Genomic DNA, 19329 nt, shown 5'->3' on the forward strand with positions numbered 1-19329 from the left:
AAGTCTAAAGTGATTAAATGACAAACATGAAAAACAAGCTTGGGAATAAACTCATTGGTGCACATGTCTCTGCTGCTGGTGGGGTCGATCAAGCTCCGTTGAGAGCTCGTGAAATTGGCGCGAATGCCTTCGCACTATTTACAAAAAACCAACGCCAGTGGGTGGCGAAGCCTTTAGAAGCAAAAACCATCAGTGCGTTTAAAGCGAACTGTAAAATGCTGGGTTTCGGAGCAGAGCATATTCTTCCCCATGATTCTTATCTGATTAACTTGGGTGCGCCGGAAGAAGAAAAGCTGAATAAATCCCGCGCGGCATTTATTGATGAAATGGAGCGTTGTAATCAGTTGGGGCTGACTTTGCTTAACTTCCATCCGGGTAGTCACCTAAAGAAAGTCTCTGAACAGGAGTGCCTCGCGATGATCGCCGAGTCGATCAATCTTGCGCATAAAGCGGTGCCGAATGTGATCGCTGTTATCGAGAATACGGCAGGTCAAGGCACTAACTTAGGCTGGAAGTTTGAACACCTTGCTGAAATCATCGAGCAAGTGGAAGATAAAGATCGTGTCGGCGTTTGTATTGATACCTGCCATACCTTTACGGCTGGTTATGACTTACGTACAAAAGAAGATTGCGAGCGCACCTTTGCAGAGTTCGACCGTATCGTAGGTATGCACTATTTAAGAGCAATGCATCTAAATGATTCAAAAGTAGAGTTTGCCAGCAAAGTAGATCGCCACCATTCGCTAGGTAAAGGAGAGATCGGGTGGGATTGCTTTGAGTACATCGCGAAAGACCCTCGTTTTGATGGTATCCCTCTGATTTTGGAAACAATTGATCCAGATATTTGGCAGCAAGAGATCAACACGTTGCGTCAATTCCATTTAGCGGCCATTGCCAGTTAATGGCGTAACCACAAAGTTGGCACCTTTCTTTCTTAGTCATTGAACATCAATCTCTGAATTAGCAAAGAAGGATGCCAACATGTCTCGACCACTCTCTTTTACTCCTTATGCTTTCACTCGTCGCGTGCTTCGCTTACCGATTCCTAATCGTCACATTACCGGACAGGGGCATTTTCGAACGCCACAGAAGCATTAGTCTTTTATTGCTTGTCTCAAGTTCGTGGTAAGTTTTTGTTTGTTTGAGTTTCGCTCGTTAGAATAGAAGCAAAATTTAGGACAGGAACTTTCCATGAATCAGTCACCCACTTGGCACGATGTGATCGGCGAAGAGAAAAAGCAGAGCTACTTTGTAGACACCTTGAATTTTGTTGAAGCCGAACGCGCCGCAGGCAAAGCTATTTTTCCTCCCGCAAAAGATGTCTTTAACGCGTTTCGTTTTACCGAGTTCAAAGACGTTAAGGTCGTGATTCTAGGACAAGACCCATACCACGGCCCAAATCAGGCGCATGGCCTGTGTTTCTCTGTACTTCCTGGCATTAAAACGCCACCATCTTTGGTGAATATGTACAAAGAACTGGCGCAGGATATTGAGGGTTTCCAAATTCCTCAACATGGCTTTCTACAAAGCTGGGCTGAACAAGGGGTGTTGCTACTCAATACCGTATTAACAGTAGAGCAGGGCAAAGCACACTCACATTCGAAAACTGGCTGGGAAACCTTTACTGACCGCGTTATTGAGGCCATTAACCAGCATCAAGAAGGTGTAGTGTTCTTGTTGTGGGGGTCACATGCACAGAAGAAAGGTCGTTTTATCGATCGCAATAAGCACCATGTGTTAGCTGCCCCACACCCATCGCCACTCTCTGCACATCGAGGCTTTTTCGGTTGTAAGCATTTCTCTCAAGCAAACCAGTTACTTACATCACAAGAAAAAGCACCAATCAACTGGCATTTGCCATTAACGGTATAAATGAAGAGACAGCGATCATGGATGCTATGATCGCTGTTTTTTTGAGCACGCTCGAGGCTGATAGTAAATTTCTCATGTACACTTATTAAAAGTAGGTGTTAAGGAGAGACGCTATGATGATCGAAAGAATTCGACGCGAACATGGTTATATGGTTCGTCTGTTGGCGATACTGCGCCATAAGCTTAATGAGATAAAAAAAGAACGTGTAATCAACTATGCGTTAGTAAGCGAGATTGTTGATTACCTCTCTAATCATTCGGAGAAAGTACACCACCCGAAAGAAGATATCCTCTATCACCACTTTCTTGAACACTATGGTAAGCAACAAACCATGGAAAATTTAGAGAAAGAACATCTAGAGTTAGCGAGTAAAACCAGAGAGTTTTCATCCGTGATAGAGATGATCCTTCAGGATGCTGTTGTGCCACAAGACATGTTTGTCGCTCACCTAGAAGATTTCATAGAATCGCAAAGGCACCACTTGGAGCTAGAAGAGCGAAAAATTTTGCCTCTCATTGAAGAGTTATTTACCACAGAAGATTGGCAGCATGTCGAGAGCTTATGGAGCGTCAGTGAGGATGATCCTGTGTTTGGTGACACGATTGCTGATCGTTATAAGCAGTTGGCCGAACGTGTTCGTCAAAGTGATACTGAGTATGTTTAAGCCTGAGTGATGAAACCTGAGCGAGCGAAAGCCGTCTCTCGGGTTTGTGAGATACATTTCTTATTTATTGGGAATCAACCGAAAATTTAGTGTGCATATTTCTCGGCAAAAAGTACGGAAGATTCTCATTGAGTAATAATGGTATTCATACTTAAACCTTGGTACATAAACTCACGGTGTTTACGGTCACTGTAAACAAAAAACAAAAGGCACCTGTAAGGTGCCTTTTGTTTGAATTAGAGTTTAATGTCTTCCAAGTTATAATCGGTACAGACATCAAGTTCGCGCAGCTCTTTAAGCAAATTGCGTCTGTCGTTCATCTCTTCTATTTCACGCCACTTTCGCTTTACTGGTTTGGCACGAGATTTGGTTGTTGAGGTAGTATCCAGATTAAAAATGTCATCTAGTTGAAAGCCTTCCATAAGCCACCTTTACCTTTCTTAAGCTAAACTGTTGTAACCAGTCCTTGTGGAGTTTTTTAAGTACCACAATAGCCGTGAGAATAACCATGATATATTTCGCATTTGTGTCGGTAGCATGACATTTTCGTGCAAAAATATTCTCAAAATCACACTTTTTATTGCAACGATGTGGATAAAAAATGCACAAACGATCTCAAGAAAACGATTAAATAGAGAGATTTTCTATGTTAATTCGATTTGATGAATGGGTGTACTGCGCAAAGGTTAAAGTTGCATAAAATCAGTTTGATGAAATAGTGTTCAATTAGATGGTAAGTCACTAGCGTAAATTTATGTAACACCTTGTGAATACTAGCTTGTTCTTGTTTATACGGTTTACCATTCCATTTAATGAAGAATAATTATTTATGTTGGTGTTTGGTAATTGAAATGTTGCGCAGTTTGAGTGTTAAGTCTTCTATTTATGTTATTTTTTGGTGACTTTATAGTGAAAAATAACAATGTTATTCCTGTTGTTGCATATTGATTTTTGCGCTCCTAGGTTGCATTATCCGCCCGTCAAAAAATACGCTGGTACGTAAAATGGATGCATGAAGCGACGTTTACGATTCTAGATTGCCCATAAACATTACTTAAAAAGCTAAGCACACTTTGACACTTAGCAGGCAATTTGGTGGATGGCTAGGACGCATAGACTGGCGCAACTCACTTTGAGGTACACATGACAGACTTAATCAATTTGATGAACGATCTCCTCTGGGGTTCGATTCTGGTTTATCTTCTTGTTGGTGTTGGTATTTACTTCACCGTTCGATTAGGGTTCATTCAGTTCCGCCATTTCGGCCACATGTTCTCTGTTCTTAAGAACAGCCGTAAAGCAGACAAAGCTGGTATTTCTTCTTTCCAAGCGCTTTGTACTAGTCTTGCTGCACGTGTTGGTACAGGTAACATGGCGGGCGTTGCAGTTGCATTGACTGCGGGTGGTCCTGGTGCGATCTTCTGGATGTGGCTGATTGCAATGCTTGGTATGGCAACATCGTTTGCTGAGAGCACACTGGCGCAGCTATACAAAACCAAAGATGATGATGGCAACTACCGTGGTGGCCCTGCCTACTACATGGAAAAAGGCTTGGGCATGCGTTGGATGGGCGTGTTGTTCTCAGTTTTCCTAATCATCGCTTTTGGTTTGGTATTCAACGCCGTACAAGCTAACTCAATTGCCAATGCAATGAGCAACGCATTTGGTTGGAATAACCTGTATGTCGGTATTGCCGTTGTTTTACTGTCTGCAATTGTTATTTTCGGTGGCATCAAGCGTATCGCAAGAGTTGCTGAGATGATCGTTCCGATCATGGCACTACTTTATCTAGCCCTAGCGCTGTTCATCATGTTCTCTAACCTAGAGAAATTACCTGATGTATTGATGCTTATCTTTAAGAGTGCATTTGGTCTGCAAGAAGCAGCAGCAGGTGGTCTTGGTTACGCAATTGCACAGGCAATGATTAACGGTATCAAGCGCGGTCTATTCTCGAATGAAGCAGGTATGGGTTCGGCACCTAACGCGGCGGCTTCAGCAACACCTTACCCACCACACCCAGCGTCTCAAGGTTACGTACAGATGCTAGGCGTGTTCATGGATACGATCGTTATCTGTTCTGCAACAGTGGCTATCATCCTGATGTCTGGTGAGTATGTCGGTCAAGCAACAGAAGTGACGGGTATCGAGCTAACTCAGCGAGCATTGAGCTCACAAGTTGGCGATTGGGGCGGCATCTTTGTTGCTGTGGCAATCTTCTTCTTTGCGTTTACTTCAATCATTGCAAACTACTCGTATGCTGAAACGAACTTAATCTTCCTAGAGCACAATCATAAAGCGGGCTTAAGCATTTTCCGCGTTATTGTTCTTGGTATGGTGATGTTTGGTGCACTAGCTTCGTTACCAGTCGTATGGTCGCTTGCTGATGTCTCTATGGGTCTGATGGCGATAGTTAACTTAGTGGCGATCATCTTGCTATCTGGCATCGTGATTAAACTGGCCAAAGATTACAACCGCCAGCTTGGTGAAGGCAAAGTGCCAACATTTGATGCGAATGATTTCCCAGAGCTGAAATCTCAGCTTGAAGAAGGCATTTGGTACAACGATAAAAAAGACTAAGTGAGCTATCACTCATAGTTGAAAGCTATTAGTACGATGTAAAAAGCCATGCAGACAATGCATGGCTTTTTTTGTACCCTATTAAAAACAAAATTAGAGAAGGGAAAGTCATGCTTATCGTAGTTTCTCCAGCGAAGACTCTTGATTACGAGTCTCCGTTAGCGACAGAAAAATTTACTCAACCTGAGTTGGTCGAATACTCAAAAGAGCTTATCGATGTTTGCCGCAAACTGACTCCTGCTGATGTTGCCTCTTTAATGAAAGTGAGCGACAAGATTGCCGATTTAAATGTGGGCCGATTCCAAGAGTGGAGTGAAACGTTTACCACGGAAAACTCACGACAAGCCATTCTTGCATTTAAAGGTGACGTTTACACCGGGCTAGACGCCGAAAGTTTATCTGAAGCGGACTTCGAATATGCTCAAGATCATCTGCGTATGCTATCGGGTCTTTATGGTTTACTAAAACCACTTGATTTGATGCAGCCATACCGCCTTGAAATGGGTACCAAGCTTGCAAACGACAAGGGTACGAACTTGTACCAGTTTTGGGGCAATGTTATTACGGACAAGCTTAACGAAGCGATTTCTGCTCAAGGCGATAATGTCCTTATCAACCTTGCATCAAATGAATACTTTAAAGCGGTTAAGCCAAAGAATTTAGATGCGCAAGTGATCACGCCAGTATTCAAAGATTGTAAGAATGGTCAATACAAGGTCATCAGTTTTTACGCGAAGAAAGCGCGCGGTATGATGGCGCGTTACATCATTGAGAACCGTGTTGAGAGCGTGGCAGACCTGACTAAGTTTGATACGGCGGGTTACTACTTTGTGGAAGATGAATCGACGCCAACAGAGTTAGTATTTAAACGCGAAGAGCAAAAATAAAGCTGATTGAGACGTAGTCTACGTTAATCTCTATCAGCACAAACGAAAAAGGGTTGGCATTGCCAACCCTTTGTTATTTTTTAGCTTGAGCTACTTCGCCCCAACAAGGTTACTTCTTCTTAGCGGTTTTCTTTTTCGCTACTTTTTTATTGTCGTCTTTTTTCTTTTTCTTCTTAAACACAGGCTTTTTGTGTTTAGGACGCATCTCTTTCACGAAACGCTCTTTGATGTCTTCTTTCACGTAGCGCGCAACGCGATCCATCATTGGTTGGTCGTGTGCTTCTACGATTGAGATAGCGTTACCTTTTTTACCCGCGCGAGCCGTACGGCCGATACGGTGAAGGTAAACATCAGCCGTGCGCGGCATGTCGTAGTTGATAACGTGTGATACATCCGGAAGATCGATACCACGCGCAGCAACGTCCGTCGCGAGCAGAACGTTCACAGTTCCATCGCGGAAGCGAGAAATCGCATTGTTACGACGATCTTGCGGCATTTCACCTTGAATCCAAGAACATGGAATCTGTGCACTTTCAAGCTGCGCTCGTAGCTCAGCCAAACGCTCACGAGTCTTTAAAAAGACGATAGTGCGCTCAGCTTGCTGAGTAATAATGTGTTTTAGTAATTCTAGTTTGTGTTCAGCATCATCAGCTCGGTGATACCACTGAGCAATTTTCTTACGCTCACGCAGAGGTGATTTTGCATCGATCTCTGCTGGATCATTCAACAGATCAGCGGTAAAGCCTTCTACGCCTTTCCCTTCTAACGTTGCTGAGAACAGAAGGGTTTGCTTACGCCAGCGACATTCGTTAGATAGGCGATCGACAGTAGGAGCAAAACCCATATCTAGCATACGGTCTGCTTCATCAAGGATTAACCATTCGATTGCACGACAATCAAAACGTTCTGCATCAATGTATTCTTTTAAACGGCCAGGTGTCGCAACCACAATGTCTTGTGTTGTTGCAAGGATGTCGGCGTGCTCTTGGTACTGAACACCACCAGTGATGGTGAAAATGTTGAGTTTGGTATTTTTTGCCAAAGCACGTGCTTGATCGGCAATTTGCATCGCCAGTTCGCGAGTAGGCGTTAGGATCAAAATACGCGCAGGCCCAGGCTTACGACGAGGGAAGTCTTGCAAGTATTGCAATGCTGGCAGGACGAAGGCGGCCGTTTTACCAGTTCCTGTTGGCGCTGACGCTAGAATGTCACGACCGTCCAACGCTTGTGGAATCGCTTCTGCCTGAATTTTTGTTGGGCGTTCGTAACCCATCTCTTCAATGGCTTCAAGTAGGTTTTGGTCTAGATCAAGTTCAGCAAAGGTTCTGATCACAATGAGTTCTCCACAAGCAAAGCTTGGTTAATGGTTCGCCACAACAGCATAGAATACAAAAAGGTCGCACATTATAAAGTGATTGGTGATAAGGATCACATGTTATTTCACATCTTAAGATAAAACTCGCGGGTTAACTGGATGAAATCATCACTATAGCCGTCATTTGAACGGATAATTAAATGTGACGTCTGCAAATCGCAAGGTCGTTTTGACAGTTCAAATAACAGTCGGTGTACTGGTTTCTTTTCTGATGGTTGCACACGACAGATCCGCGATAGATACCAACTTTGGTTTAATGCTAGCTCAATGAACTGCTCGCCTTCGGTGATTGGCAACACAAAACTAGCTCTCCCTTCGTCATCAAGCAAATGATAGCAACGCTGTAGCAATGCGTTATGGCCTAGCGTATCAGTGTGCCTCGCGGTTGCACGTTGACTGTGTTTCGATTGCTCGCCGCTGTTGAAGTAGGGCGGGTTACAAATGATGCGTTGGAATGGATGTGTCGGCGTAAAGTGCAGTATGTCGGTGTGATGCACACTTACACGATCTGACCAAGGAGACTGGGCCATATTTTTTTGCGCGGCAGCAACGGCTGTTAATTCGATATCGACCGCGGTTATTTGAGCTTCTGTAAAGCGTTGAGCACACATCAGGGCAAGCAGGCCAGTGCCAGTGCCAATATCGAGAATTTTAGCGTCGTTAGGGCTTTGAATCCAAGCACCAAGCATTACCCCATCTGTGCTGACTGGCATACCACTCTCGCCGCCCTCAATACAAAATTGCTTAAAATTGAAGCCTTTAGTTTTCAGTTTTTTGTTCTTCATGATTGTTTTATATTTGCTCAATAATTAAGTGGATTGCTCTATTGTTTATTAATTGTATAGATTGTTGTTTTGTTGGTTACTAAATTGTATTGTTAATTGATCGAGATAAAGAACTGGTCTGTTATTTGGATCTGGTTATATCCACTGCTTTTAAGTTTGAAAACTAAATTAATATGGTGTTTTTTTCTTAAAGGTTGCCAAATGATGAGTCTTTCGTCATTATGCGGCGAAAATTTTATAGATTGAACCACGTGTACTTATTGACTTTAGGTATACAAAAAGTGGTCTAAGCATACACAACATTCATTAATTAAAAGACAAGGGTTATCTGTGAAGCAGACGTTAAAACTAACAGATATTATCGCAGTAGGCTTTATGCTATTTGCGTTCTTTTTAGGTGCGGGCAATATTATCTTTCCACCTCTAGCGGGTCAGTTAGCGGGTGAAAACTTAATGCCAGCTATGTTTGGTTTCTTGCTAACAGCGGTAGGTCTACCTCTTATTACTATCGTTGCTATTGCTGTTGCTGGTGGTTCTTGGGATCACTTGACGCAAGATCTTCCGAAAAAAGCGGCAGTTCTTATGGCTGCACTGATTTTCATCATCATTGGTCCTGCGTTTGCTGCGCCTCGTACTGGCCTAGTGGCTTACGAGATGGCGGTGAAACCTTTCTTCCTTGAAGCGTCACAAACGCATCTCACTGCATTTTCAGTGATCTTCTTTATTGCGGCGATGATGTTCTCATGGTTCCAAGGCCGTTTGATCGATCTTATCGGTAAAGTACTGACACCAGCATTGTTCGTTGGTTTGATCATTCTTGCTGTCGCTGTCTTCCTTGATCCTCAGGGCGATATGATTGGCGCGCACGGTGAATACCTAACGCAGCCTCTGACCAAAGGCTTCTTAGAAGGCTACAACACAATGGATACGTTCGCGTCATTGATGTTTGGTATGCTGATGGTTGATGCACTGCGCGGTAAAGGCATTACTGAGCGCTCTGCAACTACTAAATATCTGATCTATGCAGGTTGTATTGCTGCTGCTGGTCTTGCGTTTGTTTACATCTCACTATTTTACTTAGGTGCGACGAGTGCAACGGTTGCTGCTGGTGCTGATAATGGTGGCCTAGTGCTTAGCCAATACGTTCAAGCGTTGTTTGGTCCATACGGTCAAATCGTTCTGTCTGTCATCGTATTGCTAGCGTGTCTGACAACCGCGATTGGCTTGATTTCTGCGTGTTCAGATTTCTTCAGCTCGAAAACACCACTGTCATACAAGCAATGGGTACTGATTAATGGTTCTGTTTGTGCATTGGTTGCAAACGTTGGTCTTGCACAGCTGATTTCTCTGTCAGTGCCAGTATTGTTTGCGCTGTACCCTGTGGCGATTGCGTTGGTTGCACTAACATTTGTGCGCAGCAAACTGCCAAATCCACGTTTTGCTTACCGCGCGGTACTGCTTGTATCTCTGTTGTTTGCGTTGGTTGATGCGGCAAAAGTATCGGGTATTGATGTTTCTGCGTTTAACATGTTGCCATTATTCGAAGTCGGCATGGGCTGGGTGCTTCCAACATTTGCGGCTATCGTGTGCATGTTCTTCATCGCGAAACCTCGCCCAGAGCTAGCACAAGAAACCGCGTAATCACTTCGCGTTATCAAGATAATAAAAAGCCCGATGAATTACTTCATCGGGCTTTTTACTTTTTAATGATGACGTGTTTGCGCTATTAAAGCGTGTCGTGGAATTCCACAAGAACTTGTTCACACCATTTTTCGATGCGTTCATCACTCAGTTCGTACTGTGAGTCTTCATCTAACGCAAGTCCAACAAACTTGCTGCCATCTTCGATCAATGCTTTTGATGCTTCAAATTCGTAGCCTTCATTTGGCCAGTAACCGATAAAGGTTGCGCCTGTGGCTTGCAATTCATCGTGAAGTAAGCCCATCGCATCTAAATACCACTCTCCGTAACCTTCTTGGTCACCCAGACCAAACAGCGCTACAACTTTGCCTTTCAGTGGTGTGGTCGCGATGTCTTGCCAAATCGCGTTCCAATCTTCTTGAATTTCACCAAAATCCCAAGTTGAGATGCCAAGGAGTAATAAGTCGTAGTCCGCCATTAGTGATAACGGTGTCTCTTTCACATTGTGAATGTCGACAAGGTCTTCACCAATAAGGGTACGAATTTTCTCTGCTGCCATTTCGGTGTAGCAGGTCGTTGAGCCGTAAAAGAGTCCGATTTTCATTATATTCGTCGTTATTTGTGTTGCTGTTGTGGAAGATTCTAACCATAAATTGAGGAAGATTGCAGCGAATATCCTATGTGGGATGATTTTTTATGGTATTGGATTGGCAGGTGCTTTAATCTAAATACTGTAAATATAAACAGATAAGGAAGCATTCATGACGGCACAACAGCCTGTCAATCAACAAGATTTTTCGCTTGTTGAGCAATTCTTAGATGCGATGTGGATGGAGCGTGGTCTATCAGAGAACACGTTGGCTTCCTACCGAAACGATTTAATGAAGCTGCTCGTGTGGATGGAAAAACATCGATACCGTCTTGATTTTATCAGTTTGTCTGGCTTGCAAGAATATCAAAGCCACCTTGTAGACTTAGATTACAAACAGACGTCCCGTGCGCGTATGTTGTCGGCTATTCGTCGTTTATTTCAATACCTGCATCGTGAGAAGGTGCGTGCTGATGACCCGAGTGCGCTCTTGGTTAGCCCTAAACTGCCACAACGTTTACCCAAAGATATTAGTGAAGAGCAAGTGGACGCGTTGCTCGAAGCGCCAGACCCGAATGACCCTATAGAATTGCGCGATAAAGCGATGCTAGAGCTACTCTACGCGACAGGGTTGCGTGTGACAGAGCTCGTCAGTTTGACCATGGAAAATGTTAGCTTGCGCCAAGGGGTGGTGCGCGTGACTGGTAAAGGTGGTAAAGAACGCCTGGTTCCTATGGGGGAAAACGCGGTCGATTGGATCGAGACGTTCATTCAACAAGGGCGCCCTGCGTTACTTGGTGATACATCATCTGATATTGTTTTTCCTAGTAAACGCGCAAGACAAATGACTCGTCAGACGTTTTGGCACCGTATTAAGTACTATGCTTTGATAGCAGGGATTGACACGGATCAGCTGTCGCCGCACGTACTGCGTCATGCCTTTGCCACGCATTTATTGAACTATGGCGCAGATCTCAGGGTCGTACAGATGCTTTTAGGACATAGTGACTTATCGACCACGCAAATTTATACTCACGTGGCGACTGAACGATTGAAGCAGATCCACAGTCAACACCACCCAAGAGCATAACAATGGTTAGATTCATCCATGTCTTCTTGGAAAAACGATTTTACATTAAGGTGAATTTCATGAGCGTATTACGCCGACTAACTCTGCTGACTTTACCATTTTTTGTTACCGCTTGTGGTGCAGAAGAAAGTCAGGCTCAAACGGAGACTCCTGCGCAACAAGTGGCGCCAGCTGCACAAAGCGGCTTTGATGAAGCAGCATTAAAAACTAAGTTCTCAAAGCTTGGTTTATCTATCGTTGATATTCAACCATCAGACGTCGCTGGCTTATTGGAAATTCAAACCAATGGCGGGATCCTGTTTGCTTCAAATGATGGTAGCCATTTTATCGCCGGTACGCTTTATGCCATTAATGATGATGGCAGTTACAAAGATGTCATAGCAGAGCGTCAAGCGCCGCTTAACGCCGAGAAAATTGCGCAGTTCTCCGATAGCATGATCGAATACAAAGCCGACGATGAAAAGTACGTTGTGACCGTATTCACCGATATCACCTGTGGTTACTGTGTGCGTCTGCATAGCCAAATGCAAGGCTATAATGATCTAGGTATTACAGTGCGTTACATGGCTTACCCTCGCCAAGGTGCAACTGGCCCTGTAGCGGAGCAAATGGCAACGATTTGGTGTGCTGAAGATCCGGCGTCGGCAATGCACAACGCGAAAGTGAATCGTACATTTGATAACCCTGCGAAAGACTTGAAACAGTGTAAAGAAACCATCCAGGCGCATTACAATCTAGGTCGCCAATTGGGTATTTCTGGTACGCCAGCAATCTTCTTACCGAATGGCGAAATGGTTGGTGGCTACCTACCACCTGCAGAGCTATTGAAACGTTTAAAGCAACTATAATCCATTAGGAGCAGAGCCGGCAAAGTTGTCGGCTCTTTTAAGCATGATAGAAATTCAACGACGTCCTGAACCTGATCTTTCCCTTCTTCCTGATTCCATTCCTCCGATTCTTAAACGTATCTACATCAACCGTGGGATAACGGATCTTTCACAATTAGAAACGTCGGCCCGTGGGTTGCATTCATATCAAAAACTCGGGGGGATTGAGCAAGCTGTCGATCTTTTGTTTCAGGCGATAAAAGAACAAAAACGCATCATCGTTGTCGGTGATTTTGACGCTGATGGCGCGACAAGCTCAGCATTATCAGTGCTCGCGCTGCGTATGCTTGGTAGTCACAATGTGGATTACCTAGTGCCAAATCGTTTTGAAGACGGTTATGGGTTAAGCCCAGAAGTCGTTGACCAAGCCTTAGAGCTTGGCGCTGAGATGATCATGACGGTGGATAACGGCGTCTCATCAATCGAAGGCGTGCGTTACGCAAAAGAAAATGGCATTACTGTGCTTGTTACCGATCACCACTTGCCAGGACAAGTGTTGCCTGATGTGGATGCAATGGTGAACCCAAACCTTGAGAGCTGTAGCTTTCCATCTAAAGCGCTTGCGGGTGTAGGGGTCGCGTTTTATCTCATGATGGCACTATGCGTTCATATGCGAAAACACAATTGGTTTGCAGAACAGGGGATGCAAGAGCCCAAATTGATGGAACTGATTGACCTTGTTGCACTGGGTACCGTCGCCGACGTCGTTCCATTGGATGAAAACAACCGCATTCTTGTACACCAAGGCTTGCAACGTATTCGTGCTGGCAAAGCGCGTCCCGGCATCCAAGCATTAATTGAGGTCGCGAAGCGCGATGCGCGTCGTTTAGTTGCGTCTGACTTTGGCTTTGCTTTAGGTCCACGTATTAACGCTGCAGGTCGTCTTGATGACATGTCTTTCGGTGTTGAACTGCTGATGTGTAACAACATCCACGCTGCTCGTCGCATGGCAAGTGAATTGGATGGCTTGAACCAAACTCGTAAAGAGATTGAAGAAGGCATGAAGCAAGAAGCGATGGCTTTCTGTGAGCGCCTTCAGTTTGGTGAAGGCAATGAGCTTCCTTATGGCTTAGCCTTATTCCAGCGTGATTGGCACCAAGGTGTGATTGGTATTTTGGCTTCGCGCATTAAAGAGAAGTTTCACCGTCCAGTCATTGCATTTGCTGATGGCGGAGAAGGGACGATTAAAGGCTCGTGTCGTTCTATTCCGGGGCTACACATGCGCGATGCGTTGGATTTCATCGACACACAAAACCCGGGTTTGATCATCAAGTTTGGTGGACACGCCATGGCAGCAGGCTTAACGATTAAAGAGCAGGATTTTGAGCGTTTCAGTCGTTTGTTTGATGAAGTGGTAAAAAAGGAACTCGATGAAGCGGCGCTAAAAGGCGTGATCATGTCAGATGGTGAACTTAAGCCGGAAGAGTTCTCTATGCATGTTGCTGAACAGCTGCGATCGGGTGGCCCTTTTGGACAAGCTTTCCCAGAGCCAATCTTTGATGGTGAGTTTAAAGTACTGCATCAAAAGCTGGTGGGTGAGAAGCATCTTAAATTGATGTTAGAGCCGCTTTATAAAGGTCACCCTACCAATGTGATGATCGACGGCATTGCATTCAATGTTGATCTACGCCGATGGCCAGATGCATCGGTTAAAACAGTACGTCTCGCGTATAAGCTGGATGTGAATGAATTTCGTGGTAATCAATCATTGCAATTGATGATCGACCATATCGAAGCTAAGTAATACCTAGATTAACCTTTCTTATAGAGTACGGTTGCCCCTAAGTGGGCGTAAAATTTTATGACCGTGCTCTCTCTCACCGCAATCTGATTTCTCATCCGAAATTTTCCTGTATCTCGGTCACATTTTTCAGTAGAATTTCTCGGTTAAATTCTATTCTAAAATGTTGAGTAAACATGTTTGAAATCAATCCAATTAAAAACCGTCTGCAGGACGTGTCTCAGCGCACAAATGTCCTGAGGGGGTATCTTTGACTATGACGCGAAGAAAGAGCGTCTAGAAGAAGTCAACGCAGAACTTGAACAACCAGATGTATGGAACGAACCTGAGCGTGCGCAAGCACTGGGTAAAGAGCGTGCATCACTAGAAGCGGTTGTTGAAACCATTGATCAACTAGAGCAAGGTGTGGAAGATGTAGAAGGTCTTCTTGAGCTGGCTGTAGAAGAAGAAGATCAAGAAACATTTGACGAAATTGAACCAGAACTTGCTGAGTTGGAAGAGAAGCTAGAAAAGCTTGAATTCCGTCGTATGTTCTCTGGCGACCACGATAGCTCTGATTGTTACATCGATTTGCAAGCAGGTTCTGGTGGTACAGAAGCACAAGACTGGACTAACATGCTGCTGCGTATGTACCTACGTTGGGCAGAAGCGAAGGGCTTCAAAGCTGAAGTGATTGAAGTCTCTGAAGGTGAAGTCGCGGGTCTTAAGTCGGCAACAGTTCGCATCTCTGGTGAGTATGCGTACGGTTGGTTACGCACTGAAACGGGCGTCCATCGTCTTGTTCGTAAATCTCCGTTCGATTCAGGCGGTCGTCGCCATACGTCATTTGCTTCTGCGTTCATCTATCCAGAGATTGATGAAAACATCGACATCGACATTAATCCTTCCGACCTACGTATTGACGTTTACCGTGCGTCAGGCGCAGGTGGTCAGCACGTAAACACCACAGAATCTGCGGTACGTATTACGCACGTACCTACGAACACAGTGGTTCAGTGTCAGAATGACCGTTCTCAACATAAGAACAAAGATCAGGCAATGAAACAGCTTCGAGCGAAGCTATTTGAGCTTGAATTGCAAAAGCAAAATGCGGAAAAACAAGCTAATGAAGACGCTAAGTCTGACATTGGCTGGGGTAGCCAGATCCGTTCTTACGTATTGGATGACTCACGTATTAAGGACCTCCGTACGGGCATTGAAAACCGTAATACTCAAGCGGTTCTTGATGGCGATCTGGACAAATTTATTGAAGCTAGCCTGAAATCAGGTCTATAAAGCTTTTCACCGACAAAAACAGGATACATCGAAAATGACTGATGCTGTTCAAAACGAAACTGTACTAGAAGAAAATAAGCTGATTGCTGAACGCCGCGCTAAACTGGATGCAATCCGAAAGAGCTGCAAAGCGAACGGCCATCCAAACGACTTCCGTCGTGACGCACTAGCGGGCGACCTTCAGAAAGAGTTCGGTGAAAAGACGAAGGAAGAGCTAGAAGAGCTTAACCACGTAGTAGCAATCGCTGGCCGTATCATGGCTAAACGTGGTCCATTCTTGGTAATTCAAGAAACTTCTGGCCGTATCCAAGCTTATGCTGACAAAGCGGTTCAAAAAGTACTTAAAGAAAAATACCAAGGTCTAGATATCGGTGACATCATCGGTGTTAAAGGTGCACTTCATAAGTCTGGTAAGGGGGACCTATACGTGAACATGGAAGAGTACGAGTTGCTAACCAAAGCACTACGTCCACTTCCAGAAAAGTTCCACGGTCTAACTGACCAAGAGATGCGTTACCGCCAACGTTACGTTGACCTGATCGTTAACGAAGACTCTCGTCAAGCGTTCGTAGTACGTTCTAAAGTAATGTCTGCAATCCGCAACTTCATGATCTCTAAGCAGTTCATGGAAGTTGAAACGCCAATGATGCACGTTATCCCTGGCGGTGCGAGTGCGCGTCCATTCATCACGCACCACAACGCACTAGACATGCCAATGTACCTACGTATCGCGCCAGAGCTATACCTGAAGCGTCTAGTTGTTGGTGGTTTTGATCGCGTATTCGAAATCAACCGTAACTTCCGTAACGAAGGCCTTTCTCCACGCCACAACCCAGAATTCACAATGATGGAATTCTACATGGCGTACGCAGACTACAAAGATCTGATGGACCTAACTGAAGAACTACTAAGCTCAGTGGCGCAAGAAGTCCTAGGTTCAACGTCAATGCCTTACGGTGATGAAACGGTTGAGTTTGGTGGTACTTACACTCGTATGAGCATGTTCGAAGCAATCAAGCACTACAACCCAGACCACGCGCAAATCCAAGCGCTAACAGAAGAAGACCTACAAAACCGTGATCTAATGGTTTCTATCGCGAAATCTGTTCACGTTGAAGTAGAACCTTTCTGGACATGCGGTCAGCTTCTTGAAGAGATCTTTGGTGAAACAGCAGAACCTAAGCTAATGCAGCCTACGTTCATCACTGGTTACCCAGCAGATATTTCTCCGTTGGCTCGTCGTAGCGATGATAACCCGTTCTTTACAGACCGCTTTGAGTTCTTTATCGGTGGCCGTGAAGTAGCGAACGGTTTCTCAGAGCTTAACGATGCTGAAGACCAAGATGCACGCTTTAAAGCACAGGTTGAAGCGAAAGAGTCTGGTGACGACGAAGCAATGTTCTACGATGCAGACTACATCACTGCTCTAGAGCACGGCCTACCGCCAACAGCAGGCCAAGGTATCGGTATCGACCGTTTGGTTATGCTACTGACTAACACGCACACTATCCGTGACGTGATCTTATTCCCTGCAATGCGCCCGCAAGCGTAATTCGATAGGATGAGTAAAAAAACCACCTTCGGGTGGTTTTTTTTTGCCTTTTAGTTAAGGTAATTCAAGTTGTTGCACTTGCCTTTTAATGGGATATGCAGATAAACATTCGCCAAATCTCAATCTATTGCATAGTCTTAATACTGAGACAGACGTGAGGGGGCGGAGTCTCGATAATGTTACCCGCTCGCAAAGATAAGTTTGTGGCACAAAATTTCTATTAACAATGAAAAAGGGTTAGAGAATGGCTGGGCAGTTTAAGATGGATTCCATCCCGGGATCGCTTGTGGTAGTTGGCGGTACTTATGAGCCTTGGTTATCGGTACTGGAGCAAGTGGGCTGGAAGTGTCATCAAGTAGGTGACTTACGCAAAGCTAATACGCTGTTAGAAGATATTGGTCCATGTATCGGTATTGTTGATCTCAGCCATGACGAGTTCAGCTTGAATGGTTTGGCGAACTTAGTCAGCTCTCACAAACACGTACGTTGGTTAGCGTTTATTCGTGAATCTCAGCTTGGCACTGACACCATATGCCAGTTCATTGTTAACTTTTGTATCGATTTTTTCACAGCGCCGATCCCAGATGCACAGTTATTAAGCACAATAGGTCACCAGCTTGGCATGCTTAAATTGGAGAAAAAAGTTTGGCCTAGTTTTGGTAGCAGTTTAGATATGGGTTTGATCGGTGAATCTATCCCGATGAAACGTTTACGCGATCAAGTGAAGCGCATTGGTCCAACGGACGTCAGCATTCTGATTTCTGGGGAAAGTGGGACTGGTAAAGAGGCGGTTGCTAGGGCCATCCATAAAGTCTCTTCACGCTCTCATAAACCGTTTATGGCAATTAACTGTCGCGCACTCAATGAACAACGTTTCCAAGCTGAAGTATTTGGTATTAACGCCGATGAAGATATGGAAGCATGCCTGCTTGAACAAGCAGATGGTGGCACCGTGTTGTTTAATGACATTCTTACCATTTCAAAAGAGCAGCAAATGAATCTGCTGAGATTCTTGCAAGAAGGCACCATTGATACCAAAGATGGCGTAAAAGCGGTTAACGTGCGTATTCTTGCTGCTAACTCGTCGGATGTTGAAAAAGCTTTGATTGACGGTGACTTCAATGAAGAGCTTTACCATTACATCAACGTTCTGCGCATCAATGTCCCTAGCTTGAAAGAACGTGCGAGTGACATCGCATTGCTGGCTCGTTTCTACTTACAAGAGTTCTCAAAAGAGTACAACTCGCAAGCAAAAAGCTTTTCTGAGGATGCATTCAAGGCACTGACACGTTATTTCTGGCCTGGAAATGTGCGTGAGCTGATGAACCAAGTGAAGCGAGCGGTATTAATGTCCGACAGCGTAATGATTGAAGATCATCACTTAGATTTACCTCAACGTAATGACTCAAAGCGCAGCTTGAAATCAATCCGAGAGAAGAGTGAACGTGATGCGTTGCTGGTTGTTTTGGAATCTCATTCTGGTCAAGTTTCAAATGCGGCGAAAGAGCTCGGAGTTTCGCGTGCAACCATGTATCGACTACTTAATAAACATAACTTGATTTCCGAACAAGCCATGTAGTTGGCCTTTCCCTGTGTTAAATAGGCGAATAAATACAATAAAAGAGAGTGGCCACAGAGCCGCTCTTTTTATTTTTGTTTGGTTTGATTTATAAAATCCGCAAATTTATATATTCCTCAGGTGAATATGTTATACATAAAAGTATATGAAACTAAATTGCGGTGTATTGATTTGTTTTTAATCAAAAAGGCAAAAAATGTTTGATATATATTCATCAAAGCTTACAATTTAACCGTAACTCAATGAGTTATACCTTTCATAAACGGATTAATTTTTAGCTAGGAGGCGCAAGATGAAACATTACGTTGTTAACACCACTGCTTGCGCTGATCGTATGCCTATCGCTCCGATAACCCTTAAATCGGATGATACCAATACCACTGGCTCACAAGATAAAAATTAATCCGTAACCTATCATATTTATTACTAGGCTGCGGGAAAGTAGCGGCTTAGTATCAACAGAATATTTCTGTTCATTTTACGCACTATTTTTTCCCAGTCGAATACATCGATAATCGGAGAAAATATTATGCGTCACTCTATTTACCTACAATTGGCCACTTTGCTATTGAAAGCAGACCTTAAACGCGAAGAAAAACAATGGCAGCGTACCATACGCCGAACTGCTCATGATATTCCATGGACGAATGTTCATCTATTGAGGGATATTGGTTTAGATCGCGATGGTCGTTCTACACGTGCCAATGTTCCGGATGCAGTAAAAGTTGAACGTCGAGTTCGTCACCTTCGTCGAGTCTTAACGTCGCGAATAATGACGTAATGGTTAGCGTGTTGGACTGACTGAGTTGCTAAC

General features: G+C 44.3%; 17 protein-coding genes. 13 read left to right on the forward strand and 4 right to left on the reverse strand.

What is annotated here, in order from left to right:
* Nucleotides 1-17: 17 nt before the first annotated feature.
* The 3 genes from nfo to R7040_RS20235 all read left to right on the forward strand — a co-directional run bounded on the left by nfo (nucleotide 18) and on the right by R7040_RS20235 (nucleotide 2537).
* Entirely contained in the window at nucleotides 18-902 is an 885-nt protein-coding gene (nfo, locus tag R7040_RS20225; RefSeq protein WP_176311275.1) for a deoxyribonuclease IV, read from the forward strand.
* A gap of 289 nt (nucleotides 903-1191) precedes the next feature.
* Nucleotides 1192-1872, forward strand: a complete 681-nt coding sequence (gene ung, locus R7040_RS20230) for a uracil-DNA glycosylase (RefSeq protein WP_005382846.1) — start codon at nucleotides 1192-1194, stop codon at nucleotides 1870-1872.
* A gap of 113 nt (nucleotides 1873-1985) precedes the next feature.
* Nucleotides 1986-2537, forward strand: a complete 552-nt coding sequence (locus R7040_RS20235; protein ID WP_005381807.1) for a hemerythrin domain-containing protein — start codon at nucleotides 1986-1988, stop codon at nucleotides 2535-2537.
* A gap of 236 nt (nucleotides 2538-2773) precedes the next feature.
* Here the strand turns inward: R7040_RS20235 and R7040_RS20240 are convergent, their stop codons facing one another.
* On the reverse strand, nucleotides 2774-2959 hold the full coding sequence (locus tag R7040_RS20240; RefSeq protein ID WP_005381805.1) for a DUF3545 family protein: 186 nt from the start codon (nucleotides 2957-2959) through the stop codon (nucleotides 2774-2776).
* Between the two features lie 721 nt (nucleotides 2960-3680).
* On the opposite strand from R7040_RS20240, the gene R7040_RS20245 reads away from it, so the two are divergent.
* Entirely contained in the window at nucleotides 3681-5114 is a 1434-nt protein-coding gene (locus R7040_RS20245) for an alanine/glycine:cation symporter family protein (RefSeq protein ID WP_005381800.1), read from the forward strand.
* Between the two features lie 110 nt (nucleotides 5115-5224).
* Nucleotides 5225-6001, forward strand: a complete 777-nt coding sequence (gene yaaA / locus R7040_RS20250) for a peroxide stress protein YaaA (RefSeq protein ID WP_005382848.1) — start codon at nucleotides 5225-5227, stop codon at nucleotides 5999-6001.
* A 109-nt stretch (nucleotides 6002-6110) separates the two neighbouring features.
* On the opposite strand, the gene srmB is transcribed toward yaaA, so the two are convergent.
* Both srmB and R7040_RS20260 read right to left on the reverse strand, forming a co-directional pair.
* The gene (gene srmB / locus R7040_RS20255; protein WP_064353633.1) at nucleotides 6111-7334 is read right to left on the reverse strand and encodes an ATP-dependent RNA helicase SrmB; all 1224 of its coding nucleotides are present in this window, start codon (nucleotides 7332-7334) and stop codon (nucleotides 6111-6113) included.
* 107 nt (nucleotides 7335-7441) lie between these two features.
* Nucleotides 7442-8161: a tRNA1(Val) (adenine(37)-N6)-methyltransferase gene (locus R7040_RS20260; RefSeq protein ID WP_017635070.1), complete on the reverse strand. Its 720-nt coding sequence runs from the start codon at nucleotides 8159-8161 to the stop codon at nucleotides 7442-7444.
* 330 nt (nucleotides 8162-8491) lie between these two features.
* Here R7040_RS20260 and brnQ point away from each other — a divergent pair, with 330 nt between their 5' ends.
* A complete protein-coding gene (brnQ, locus tag R7040_RS20265; RefSeq protein WP_005381792.1) occupies nucleotides 8492-9802 on the forward strand; it encodes a branched-chain amino acid transport system II carrier protein in 1311 nt (436 codons plus the stop codon).
* An 85-nt stretch (nucleotides 9803-9887) separates the two neighbouring features.
* Here the strand turns inward: brnQ and fldB are convergent, their stop codons facing one another.
* Nucleotides 9888-10406, reverse strand: coding sequence for a flavodoxin FldB (fldB, locus tag R7040_RS20270; RefSeq protein ID WP_005381790.1), 519 nt, complete (start codon nucleotides 10404-10406; stop codon nucleotides 9888-9890).
* Between the two features lie 157 nt (nucleotides 10407-10563).
* On the opposite strand from fldB, the gene xerD reads away from it, so the two are divergent.
* The 7 genes from xerD to R7040_RS20305 all read left to right on the forward strand — a co-directional run bounded on the left by xerD (nucleotide 10564) and on the right by R7040_RS20305 (nucleotide 19296).
* Nucleotides 10564-11481 (forward strand): site-specific tyrosine recombinase XerD, encoded by a 918-nt coding sequence (xerD, locus tag R7040_RS20275; protein WP_005381788.1) that lies wholly within the window; start codon nucleotides 10564-10566, stop codon nucleotides 11479-11481.
* A 59-nt stretch (nucleotides 11482-11540) separates the two neighbouring features.
* The gene (gene dsbC, locus R7040_RS20280) at nucleotides 11541-12329 is read left to right on the forward strand and encodes a bifunctional protein-disulfide isomerase/oxidoreductase DsbC (protein ID WP_005381786.1); all 789 of its coding nucleotides are present in this window, start codon (nucleotides 11541-11543) and stop codon (nucleotides 12327-12329) included.
* A gap of 43 nt (nucleotides 12330-12372) precedes the next feature.
* A complete protein-coding gene (recJ, locus tag R7040_RS20285) occupies nucleotides 12373-14112 on the forward strand; it encodes a single-stranded-DNA-specific exonuclease RecJ (protein ID WP_017821504.1) in 1740 nt (579 codons plus the stop codon).
* A 173-nt stretch (nucleotides 14113-14285) separates the two neighbouring features.
* A protein-coding gene (gene prfB, locus R7040_RS20290) for a peptide chain release factor 2 (protein WP_100068604.1) occupies nucleotides 14286-15384 on the forward strand; the annotation gives its coding sequence in 2 pieces (ribosomal slippage) (nucleotides 14286-14360 and nucleotides 14362-15384; 1098 coding nt in all).
* 34 nt (nucleotides 15385-15418) lie between these two features.
* Nucleotides 15419-16936 (forward strand): lysine--tRNA ligase, encoded by a 1518-nt coding sequence (lysS, locus tag R7040_RS20295; RefSeq protein ID WP_005382861.1) that lies wholly within the window; start codon nucleotides 15419-15421, stop codon nucleotides 16934-16936.
* Nucleotides 16937-17180: 244 nt separating this feature from the next.
* Entirely contained in the window at nucleotides 17181-18515 is a 1335-nt protein-coding gene (gene vpsR / locus R7040_RS20300; RefSeq protein ID WP_005385970.1) for a cyclic-di-GMP-binding transcriptional regulator VpsR, read from the forward strand.
* A gap of 529 nt (nucleotides 18516-19044) precedes the next feature.
* Nucleotides 19045-19296, forward strand: a complete 252-nt coding sequence (locus R7040_RS20305; RefSeq protein ID WP_005381776.1) for a hypothetical protein — start codon at nucleotides 19045-19047, stop codon at nucleotides 19294-19296.
* The last annotated feature ends 33 nt before the right edge of the window (nucleotides 19297-19329 follow it).

This window comes from Vibrio sp. 1069, from assembly GCF_033340555.1.

Coding starts and splice junctions, on each gene's coding strand:
- nfo (WP_176311275.1), top strand. CDS start 18: ATGACAAACATGAAAAACAAGCTTGGGAATAAACTCATTGGTGCACAT.
- ung (WP_005382846.1), top strand. CDS start 1,192: ATGAATCAGTCACCCACTTGGCACGATGTGATCGGCGAAGAGAAAAAG.
- R7040_RS20235 (WP_005381807.1), top strand. CDS start 1,986: ATGATGATCGAAAGAATTCGACGCGAACATGGTTATATGGTTCGTCTG.
- R7040_RS20240 (WP_005381805.1), bottom strand. CDS start 2,959: ATGGAAGGCTTTCAACTAGATGACATTTTTAATCTGGATACTACCTCA.
- R7040_RS20245 (WP_005381800.1), top strand. CDS start 3,681: ATGACAGACTTAATCAATTTGATGAACGATCTCCTCTGGGGTTCGATT.
- yaaA (WP_005382848.1), top strand. CDS start 5,225: ATGCTTATCGTAGTTTCTCCAGCGAAGACTCTTGATTACGAGTCTCCG.
- R7040_RS20260 (WP_017635070.1), bottom strand. CDS start 8,161: ATGAAGAACAAAAAACTGAAAACTAAAGGCTTCAATTTTAAGCAATTT.
- fldB (WP_005381790.1), bottom strand. CDS start 10,406: ATGAAAATCGGACTCTTTTACGGCTCAACGACCTGCTACACCGAAATG.
- xerD (WP_005381788.1), top strand. CDS start 10,564: ATGACGGCACAACAGCCTGTCAATCAACAAGATTTTTCGCTTGTTGAG.
- dsbC (WP_005381786.1), top strand. CDS start 11,541: ATGAGCGTATTACGCCGACTAACTCTGCTGACTTTACCATTTTTTGTT.
- recJ (WP_017821504.1), top strand. CDS start 12,373: ATGATAGAAATTCAACGACGTCCTGAACCTGATCTTTCCCTTCTTCCT.
- lysS (WP_005382861.1), top strand. CDS start 15,419: ATGACTGATGCTGTTCAAAACGAAACTGTACTAGAAGAAAATAAGCTG.
- vpsR (WP_005385970.1), top strand. CDS start 17,181: ATGGCTGGGCAGTTTAAGATGGATTCCATCCCGGGATCGCTTGTGGTA.
- R7040_RS20305 (WP_005381776.1), top strand. CDS start 19,045: ATGCGTCACTCTATTTACCTACAATTGGCCACTTTGCTATTGAAAGCA.